General features: G+C 50.5%; 7 protein-coding genes. 3 read left to right on the top strand and 4 right to left on the bottom strand.

Annotated features, from left to right (window positions below):
• Positions 1-551 precede the first annotated feature (551 nt).
• The 3 genes from QYL91_RS18145 to QYL91_RS18135 form a co-directional block, all read right to left on the bottom strand.
• A complete protein-coding gene (locus QYL91_RS18145) occupies positions 552-1,406 on the bottom strand; it encodes a DUF2080 family transposase-associated protein (RefSeq protein WP_302083500.1) in 855 nt (284 codons plus the stop codon).
• 232 nt (positions 1,407-1,638) lie between these two features.
• Complete coding sequence (locus tag QYL91_RS18140; protein WP_302083498.1) at positions 1,639-2,118, bottom strand: hypothetical protein; 480 nt, start codon at positions 2,116-2,118, stop codon at positions 1,639-1,641.
• Positions 2,119-2,568: 450 nt separating this feature from the next.
• Positions 2,569-4,479: a beta-CASP ribonuclease aCPSF1 gene (locus tag QYL91_RS18135; protein ID WP_302083496.1), complete on the bottom strand. Its 1,911-nt coding sequence runs from the start codon at positions 4,477-4,479 to the stop codon at positions 2,569-2,571.
• A gap of 176 nt (positions 4,480-4,655) precedes the next feature.
• Between QYL91_RS18135 and QYL91_RS18130 the strand changes: the two genes are divergently transcribed.
• The 3 genes from QYL91_RS18130 to QYL91_RS18120 all read left to right on the top strand — a co-directional run bounded on the left by QYL91_RS18130 (position 4,656) and on the right by QYL91_RS18120 (position 7,187).
• The gene (locus QYL91_RS18130) at positions 4,656-5,660 is read left to right on the top strand and encodes a Cdc6/Cdc18 family protein (protein ID WP_302083494.1); all 1,005 of its coding nucleotides are present in this window, start codon (positions 4,656-4,658) and stop codon (positions 5,658-5,660) included.
• A gap of 56 nt (positions 5,661-5,716) precedes the next feature.
• Positions 5,717-6,256, top strand: a complete 540-nt coding sequence (locus QYL91_RS18125; protein WP_302083492.1) for a hypothetical protein — start codon at positions 5,717-5,719, stop codon at positions 6,254-6,256.
• Positions 6,257-6,386: 130 nt separating this feature from the next.
• Positions 6,387-7,187 carry a hypothetical protein gene (locus QYL91_RS18120; RefSeq protein WP_302083490.1) on the top strand — a complete coding sequence of 267 codons (801 nt, stop codon included), beginning with the start codon at positions 6,387-6,389 and terminating at the stop codon, positions 7,185-7,187.
• 40 nt (positions 7,188-7,227) lie between these two features.
• On the opposite strand, the gene QYL91_RS18360 is transcribed toward QYL91_RS18120, so the two are convergent.
• On the bottom strand, positions 7,228-7,647 hold the full coding sequence (locus QYL91_RS18360; protein ID WP_465269225.1) for a hypothetical protein: 420 nt from the start codon (positions 7,645-7,647) through the stop codon (positions 7,228-7,230).
• Positions 7,648-7,904: the final 257 nt, after the last annotated feature.

Here is a 7,904-nt window from a genome sequence, read left to right as displayed (position 1 = left end):
CAGCTGAAGAAGTTCGTCGTGGTTGTGTTCGTTGAGTAGTTCACGGAGTTTCTGACTTAGAGGTGGAGCAGATCGCCACGATAGACTGCTGGACCGTCCTGTTCGTCCTTTATGAGGATCCCATGTTTGTGAGTCGGTCAAAGGTGACCGCGGGCTGTGTTCTCAGCGACTGCTGCTACTCCGGAAGCAATCCAAGAAACTGTGCGAGGTTGAGATACTGTTGAAGCGACGCCGTACACATGATCGATTGCTTTGGTTTCTGCTTTCCAGTCCTCGATCTCAGTACCTTATGAACTCATTAGCTCTTGGGACAACACGCAATAAAATGATGGAGGGCGCAAATAATCACCTCTGTATAAGTGATAAACCATATGTCGCTACAGAAAAGTCGTGCCTGTCAGTTGCGAATGCCCCGCTAAGCGTTCACGGATTCACCCAGTTCAGACGCTCTACCCCCGGAGTCGAACCCCAATCTCCCACCGACACCTGTCAGAAAAATCGACTACCAGCGAGGAACTGAAAGCGGTATCAACGTGACTCTATTAGTTCATCTAAGGTCGGCAAACGATTGTTTCTTCTAATTTCTCGTGATGAGAGAGATTTCGAGTTGCAGCAGGGTCTGCATCACCATTCCACCCAATTCCCCGCTTAGTCATGACCTCCAAGTACTGGTCATATTCTTCAGATGGGGTTTTTGAGATTGCTGTGGCAAGTGCATACGAGATTGATGACTGGTACTGCTCAAGCGATTCGTAGTTTTCCCAGAACGGGACATAGAATCGGCCATTCTTTGCCATGCGATTGCAGAACATCACAGACACAATCTCGCTATCGTTCCATTTCACTGAATAGCGATAGGCGTCTCCGTAGCCGACGCCAGCATGGTCGAATAGATCCGAGACAGCAGGATCGATACATAATAGCACCGGTTCGGGTGATGCTGTGATGTCTGATCCATCTTCCTTCTTCCCGACGACCCTCTGAGCATCTTCTTCAGTCCACCAATCGGTATGCTCAACTAATTCTCCTGACGTTGCATCATGAAGCTGGTGCACGACTCTCCCCGTCTCTTCTTCGATGATTTGGTGTCCATCTCCTTCCCACACAAGCTCAACGTCAATAGACAGTCGAAGATCACTGTCATACTGATATTCACCTTCTCGTGGGAAATTGTCGTCTTCCCGAGTTCTAAAGGTGAAATCTTCTCGTGTAGCATCTGTGAGAGTGGATTTAATTTTTCCTTTCGTAATTGGTGGGTGGAGTGTTGGCTTCTCGTCAGCGACTGGCTTCACAATGACTGTTTCACCAACATATTCGCCCGGTAAGGTGACGTGAGCACCATTTCCAAATTCCTTGACTTCCTTCTCAAATTCACTGTGTTCATCTTGCTCTCGTTGATTTGCCATGATAAGACAAAATAACTGTGAGAGTATAAAAACTCGTATATACGCGTGTATACAATAGGTGTTGGTGTTGGGGAGTCATAACTACTGACTATCCACAGAACCTAATCCATGAACGTTTCGTGTCGTTCGCAACTCGAGCGTGCCGTTCAGTTGCGAATACCCCGCTAAGCGTTCACGGCGGGCGAGGATGTCACTCCAGAATACCTACCGATTAGAGTGTCACACCCGTATTTCAGTTCTCAGCGTCGTATTCTTCGTAGATGTGATCCAGCTCAGATTGACGTTCATCGCTGAGATGAGTCCCATCAAAGTAGAACCCACACACGGTACACCCTCCATCTTCGAACGTTTCCCGAAGGTCACCTCCACACTGAGGACATTTGGCAGCCTTCGCCTGTCGCACCTGCTCGACAGAGATATTCACAGACAAGTCTTCAGACGAATCAACCGCATCCGGAAGTGGCGCACCCGCGATACTGATCACCGCATCATATGGCATCTCTGGGCCTGGGTTATGCACGGCTACGTGGTTCCGCAGCACTTCATTTGATAACCACACTGTCCGTTCAGGACGATTCCTTTGTGAGTTTGAGTCTCCGAACGGTTGAGTGATGCTCACCGAGATATCATCAATATCTACCTCACCTGAGATGACTTGTTTATTCCCGTCACCTACCGGTTCGATCGCGTGAATCACGCTCTTCGACTCCATTACCGTCCCCTATTCTCTCAGTTGTAAACAATTTTTCTCACTAATTGCCTTGGAGAGAATTATCTACTTTTCTATCACTAATTGCCTTGGAGGGCATTATCTACTTTTCTAAAGGAGTCTTCTTGTCGTGTGGTCGTCTTGAGTACCAACAATCAGCGGCAGGGGTGCCGCGTCGATTGTCCGAGCGTGCTGGTGTCTGACACAGGTTTATAACTCAGACATGCTTAGACTCATAGTAAACCCATGCCAGCCTTCCGTGAGGAGCAGTTAACGAGTGTTGCAGCAGTGTTGTTCATCCTTAGTGTAGGACTGGCAGCCTCTCTTTCATCGAGAACGTCTCTTTTGACGCTGAGTATTTTCTTAACTGGTGTCGCCTTCGTTTATCTGTATGTGCGAAGGTGAATCGCAGGCCAAACGCCAGACCAGTGGGAGGTAACTGGTGAAATTGCGTTATTTGAAGCGGAATGTCTCCAGATTCTTCGGTGCGAATGTATTCATGTTGTAGTCGTGGTACAGTCCGGACGATAACTGTTGCACGGATTTTTCATCGCCGTGAACGCACAGGACTTTGTCGGGTTGGGGGCGCATCGTGGTGGCGTATTCTTCGAGCCCAGCACGATCAGCGTGCCCGGAGAACCCAGACACTGACCGAATGTCGAAGTCCAATGTGAGTTGTTGATCTTGGCCGTGATCGTCAACTGTGATGGTGTTACGGCCGTTCTGGATTTCTCGGCCAAGTGTTCCCTCGGCTTGGTACCCGACAAACATCATCGTGTTGTCCGGGTCAGCAGAGAGATGTTTCAGCCAGCTCATCACGGGCCCACCAGTCACCATACCGGATGTCGTGAGGATGATGTTGGGGCCGCTGTCGCGGATGCTGCGGCGTTCAGACTCACCACCGTCGATGTGATTGAATTGCTCGGCAAGGAATGGGTTTTCACCCTCAACCATGATTCGGTCCCGGACATCGTCACGGAGATATTCCGGGTGTGCGGTGTGGATGGCGGTGGCTTCCCTGATCATTCCATCGAGGTGAACAGGCATCTTCGGGATTTCGCCTTCGCGCATTGCCTCTTCGAGTATGAGCATTAACTCTTGGCTGCGGCCTACAGCGAATGACGGAATGAGAACAGTACCGTCACGGGCGTGCGTTTCGACGATGGCTTGTTTGAGGTCGTGTTCAGCATCCGCTTGTGACTCTTGATAGTCATCATTCCCACCATATGTGGATTCGAGGATGAGTGTGTCGGCGCCTGGGAATTGGTTGTTGGCGCCGTTGAACAGGTGTGTTGGGTTTTGATGGATGTCACTGGAGAACACGAGGTTGTGCTCACCGTCGTTCACGTTGAAGTGTGCGCTTGCGCTACCAAGGATGTGCCCGGAATTATGCAGAGAGAGTGTAACGTCTGGCGTGATGTCTGTGATTTCGTTGTATTCGATGGGGATAGTGTGTTTGATGGCTTCTTGGACGTGCGTGCTCTCGTAGGGCGGTGTACGGCCTTGTTTGCCGGCGACGTTCAGGTAGTCTAGCGTCAGCAGCCCCATGAGATCACGCGTTGGCGGGGTCATGTAGACGGGGCCGTCGTACCCGTACTTGAACAGGAGTGGGATGAGTGCACTGTGGTCGAGGTGGGCGTGCGTGAGGACAACTGCGTCGAAAGAGTCCTTGGCTCCGAGTGCTTCGGCGACTTGCAGGTAAGGGACATCGTCGCTGCCAGGTTTGTCGCCACAGTCTACGAGAATACGTGAGTCTGTCGTGTTGATGACGAACGCGGATCGGCCGACTTCACGGCAGCAGCCGAGTGTGGTGACTCGCACCCAGCTGTCATCGCTGGTGGTGTCGCGGTGGATTTGCCGGCCGACGCGTTCAAGAATGTCGTGCCGATCTTCACGTTCACGTTTCAGGTAGTTTCGCACGTCGTCGACGGTCGAGGAATCGAGTGGTGGAGTTCGAAGGATTTCTGGCGTCCAGCCGGTTTGCTGGGTGATGGCGTGGAGGTTGCGGCCGTGTTGTCCGACAACTTGTTCGGGGTTCTCAGCTTCAATGATGACTTCACCGATATCGTCGTTGAATTCGATGTTTGTGAGGTGTGCTTCGTCGGGGACGACGTCGTGGATAACGTTCTTGACGGTTTTCTTCGGTGGGAGAACGTCAGTTGTTGGACGGACAGTGACGCGTTTCTGGATGCCTTGCGCAATCTCCTGAACGAGGCCTTCATGAGAGAAGAGTTCTTGCGGGTCATCGGTGTAGATGATGATTTCAGGGCCTTCGTACCCGATTTTGCTGATAGTGACGGACGCGGGTACAATGGTTTTAATTTGCGCCTCGATGTCAGGGAGTTGTTGGTCGGCAGTACTCATGTGGTGTGCGCTGTTTATGGGGCTATGTAAATCAGCGTTTCGCAGTTTTGTGGTGTGATTTCCAGAGTTTCACTCAGAGTAGTGTTGGTCTTGCGGTGCGACGACAGAGTCACTATCGGAATTATCGGAAATGGCGCCGCGGAACTTATCACCACCCCGGTTATTATCCCCAACCAATGATAAGGGATGCACGCGTCTTCCAGACTGACTTTGTTCCGAATGACGTAGTGCATCGGGATACTGAGATTAACCACCTTTCAAGCGTCCTACAGCCTATTGCGGATGGTGACCCGGGAACGCCCGCATTTCTCCATGGTCCAAGTGGGACTGGGAAGACCTGCATTGCACAGTACACGGTCGAAAAATTGCGGGAACAAGTCATCTCGTTGAATACGCAGTACGTGAACTGCTGGGAAAATCATTCCCGGTTCAAAGTCCTTTACCGCATCTTAGAAGGACTTGACAACACGTTCGATATTCACCGACAATCTACGCCAACCGACGTTCTGATCGATCGGCTCCACGAGTACGATGGGCCGCGGTACGTCATTATTCTCGATGAAGCAGATCAATTAACCGACAAAGAACTCCTGTATGAACTACTCCGCACTCAGAATCTCGAACTCATCTTCATCGCAAATGAGGAGATTAAATTCTTCGCAGAGCTGAATGACCGGCTCGCCAGCCGGATGCAAACTTGTGCTCGCATTAAATTCGATAGTTACAGCGATGAGAAGCTCATTGCAATTCTCCGCGACCGCATAGATTGGGGGTTGGAACCTGGTGTGATTTCTGAGGAGCAACTCAATGAGATCGCTGATCAAGCGGCCGGTGATGCTCGCGTAGCAATTGGGACTCTCCGCGTCGCAGCACGCATCGCTGACGGGTCTGGTGCGTCAGAGATTAAACCAGAACACATCCAATCTGCGGTATCGGAAGCGAAAACGGAAATCCAACAGAAAACCGTTGAGAAGCTCACAGACGACCAACGCGTTCTTTATGAGATCATCACTGAGCACAACGCGATCTGCCCCGGTGATCTGTATGAAGCGTACACTGACCGGGTTGAAGATGCGCGTACTAAGCGCATGGTTCGGAATTATCTCCAAAAAATGGAGCATTACAATCTCATCAAGTCACGTGGTGAAAATCGGGGGCGCGAATATATTGCGGTGCCTTAATCGGAAGCGGAAATCCCACACTTACCATTACAAGGACTGGTCCACCATCACAAAATATGCCCCACCATGGAGACCTTGGTGACGCTGACTCGGATACTCTCTTACAGCATGTCCAATTACGTCACCGAGACGATTTTGACATAACCGCCCTCTCAGAGACATTTGAGGATGTTGCATGTCGGAAAAACAATGACCGAAGTTACCTGGCGCGTCTCCAAGAAGTAGTTGCAGCGTATTACCCGTGGATTCCGGCCCACATCTACAACACTGTCGAACAAGAAATCAAGGAGTGTGGTCTGTACACGCCTGGTGAAACTGTTGAGAAAACGCATGAAATCGCATGGCAGTATTGCTATAATCTTCGAGAGTGCTTCGACGAATGGGTGCAGGACGACATTGAAAATGCAGAAGCCATGTACCTTGCCGAATTGGATATAGAAGAGTTGTACGCGAATGTCCGACAGCGCGCGCTCACAGAATCTGACACCCAACCAAACGATCTTGATGCGATTATTTCACGAGCAGAACGGTCATTCATTCCGAAAACCCGACTCCACTGTGTCATGGAGAATGCGCAGTCATACCCGAATCAATGAAGGTGTGAAGTGCAGGTGAGTTGTCGGGACAAATTTTCACCGCGATTCTTGTGAGGGGCACATCAATGGTTGATGGCGTACGGTCGGTGCAAGGGGTTAACTGTCGAACTTGCAAAGAATAGTATCACACATGGTCTCGCGGCGCGATTTCCTTAGATACGGCAGCTGTATCGCTGGTGTAACAACCACCGCAGGATGTCTCGGCATCGTCTCAGAAACGCTTGTCGTGAACGAAAAACCTCCTTCGAACATTGAGAGTGGCGCAACAGTCAGCATCCTCGGGCCGGAGTTGGAAAAGGCGCTGAAGGAGTCATTGTACGAGTCATCAGTCACTTCGACGAATTTCAGACATGGGAAATTCCCTTCAATTTGGCCATTTGAGGGGATTCGCGTGGATGACGATCTGTACCGTCTTGAAAAATTCGTGGGGGGTCCGGAGGCCACATATCTTCGCCCGGAAAAGATAAACGGAAAACCGCAAGATGGGAGAGTGAAACAACTCACCAAGTACCCCGAATTTGAACAGCAGGCAATTCGAACGGCTATCAAACGTGGTGAGTATACAACTGTCCGTTCAATGGATCCTGACAAGCAGTTCGATACCAGTACTATCCACACCTACGTGAAACACAACGAGTCGGTGTACTTGCTCAAATGGAGAGTGAAGCACAATCTAGACAGTGGCTTTGACGAATATTTCGATGCTGAGCGCGCAGAAACCGTCGACGGGACGGTAGTTGATATTCGCTTCATTTTCGAGGACGTCCCGTGGAAGACACGAGAATACTTCATGAACAAACTACACAGCGTTACAGGTTCGGAACAATACCGGGAATTTGGTGGGACGCCACCGAAAGCGAAGTGGGTAGCTGAACAGAGTGACTACCTCGCCTCAAACGGGTCCGCGTACGAGGTGCAGTTCACTGATTGACGCTGTCCCGGAGCACCGAAAGATGTCATGACGAGGAATGTCAGTTGGTTTCAGCGCGATCGGCGTCATCGGTGAAGTGAACAGTCACTCCGTATTTATCATCGAGTGCTTGGACAAATTCAGCGACTCGAGTTGCAGAGCAGTCTTCTTTCACATACACTCGTACGTACTCAGGTGCAACCTCAAATGAAATTTTCGAGGTGTCAATAATGCCACCGTCTTCGATGTGGAAGAGGTTCCCAACAACCTTCCAATAGTCCTCACCAATTTTCGTTCGCAATCCGAACATACGCCACGGATCTTCGGCCGTGCATACTGTTTCGCACACGTTCTTGGGGTTAACAGGATTGTGGAATGTGCAAGTGAACGGAGACCCGCGAACTGTGAACCCGTGTTCTCTCTTTGGATAGGTGATACGTGTGTCTTCAATCCGAGTTTTGAGGTTGTCTGGTAATGACATGTGTTCTGACAGTTTAGACTGCGCACTCAGTCGTCAGTGCGGGAAACCACACTTGGTGGCGATACGCTATGTATGATCCCGTCCCTCAAAAACACTGGACTTCCCCGGTACGTCATCAGCACTGTGGAGGAAACCCAACCTGCCTTTGTTAGCGCTACGGGCTAACGTGCCGGGGGTGATCTCGAGCGGGGGTTTCGATCGGCTAGGAATGTTCCTTTTTTATTTGTTAGCGTCTGTGTTTTTGTGGTACGATGGAG

The organism is Salinibaculum rarum (genome assembly GCF_030505615.1).
GTDB classification, from domain to species: domain Archaea; phylum Halobacteriota; class Halobacteria; order Halobacteriales; family Haloarculaceae; genus Salinibaculum; species Salinibaculum rarum.
This window is presented reverse-complemented; position numbering and strand designations above follow the sequence as displayed.

Excerpts from the sequence above, each read along its gene's own strand:
- QYL91_RS18120 (WP_302083490.1), top strand. The coding sequence starts at position 6,387 with ATGGTCTCGCGGCGCGATTTCCTTAGATACGGCAGCTGTATCGCTGGT.
- QYL91_RS18140 (WP_302083498.1), bottom strand. The coding sequence starts at position 2,118 with ATGGAGTCGAAGAGCGTGATTCACGCGATCGAACCGGTAGGTGACGGG.
- QYL91_RS18125 (WP_302083492.1), top strand. The coding sequence starts at position 5,717 with ATGCCCCACCATGGAGACCTTGGTGACGCTGACTCGGATACTCTCTTA.
- QYL91_RS18135 (WP_302083496.1), bottom strand. The coding sequence starts at position 4,479 with ATGAGTACTGCCGACCAACAACTCCCTGACATCGAGGCGCAAATTAAA.
- QYL91_RS18130 (WP_302083494.1), top strand. The coding sequence starts at position 4,656 with ATGATAAGGGATGCACGCGTCTTCCAGACTGACTTTGTTCCGAATGAC.
- QYL91_RS18360 (WP_465269225.1), bottom strand. The coding sequence starts at position 7,647 with ATGTCATTACCAGACAACCTCAAAACTCGGATTGAAGACACACGTATC.
- QYL91_RS18145 (WP_302083500.1), bottom strand. The coding sequence starts at position 1,406 with ATGGCAAATCAACGAGAGCAAGATGAACACAGTGAATTTGAGAAGGAA.